Source organism: Vibrio sp. 970 (assembly GCF_033339075.1).
In genome coordinates this window covers 1-585 of the sequence record NZ_JAWOTW010000579.1, presented here as the reverse complement: position 1 = coordinate 585, position 585 = coordinate 1, and the positions used below count along the sequence as shown (strand labels likewise).

At 46.3% G+C, this 585-nt stretch carries 1 protein-coding gene; it reads right to left on the bottom strand.

What is annotated here, in order from left to right; all coding sequences use genetic code 11:
• The coding region (locus R7Q11_RS27990; protein ID WP_225467208.1) for a (Fe-S)-binding protein at positions 1-453 on the bottom strand (453 nt) is incomplete at its 3' end.
• Positions 454-585 lie beyond the last annotated feature (132 nt).

Here is a 585-nt window from a genome sequence, read left to right as displayed (position 1 = left end):
TTCAGAGGTTTTGTAGCCAAGCTCGTTTAAGATCCAGCGAATGCCGTCTTGCAGTTCTTTCTCGTAGCGAGTCGAACAAGAATCATGAATGGTAAACACCACGTCACTGTTTTTTGCTTTGCCGCGTAGTTCTTCCGGTAAACCAATTTCAGGAAGTAGCTTCCACAAAGATACTGGTTTTTGTGTGCCGCCAGATTTTTTGATCATGCCGTAGCAACTTTGGCACGCCACGATGACTTCTTGTGCATCTAGTTTGTCGAAGTCTGCTTGAAGCTGGCCGTAGCGTTCTTTGAACTTCTCTGTTTGACCGATAGCCGCGGTCGGTTTGCCACAGCATTTCTGTACTGCGCCCATTTCTGGGAATACTTCTTTTAGGTAGCTCGCAATGGCCGCTACGCCTTCTGGTGAATAGGATGGCAAACTGCATCCTGGCATAAATACTCTATTACTCATTTTGTCGATACCGCTCGTTTTGCCATAGTGAAGATTTTTGAGAAGCCCAGTTTCTGGTGCATATTGATCGCTTTATGACCCGGCATTGGTGATTCACCATTGTTTGCCTTAACAAAGTCAGCACGTGCGCCT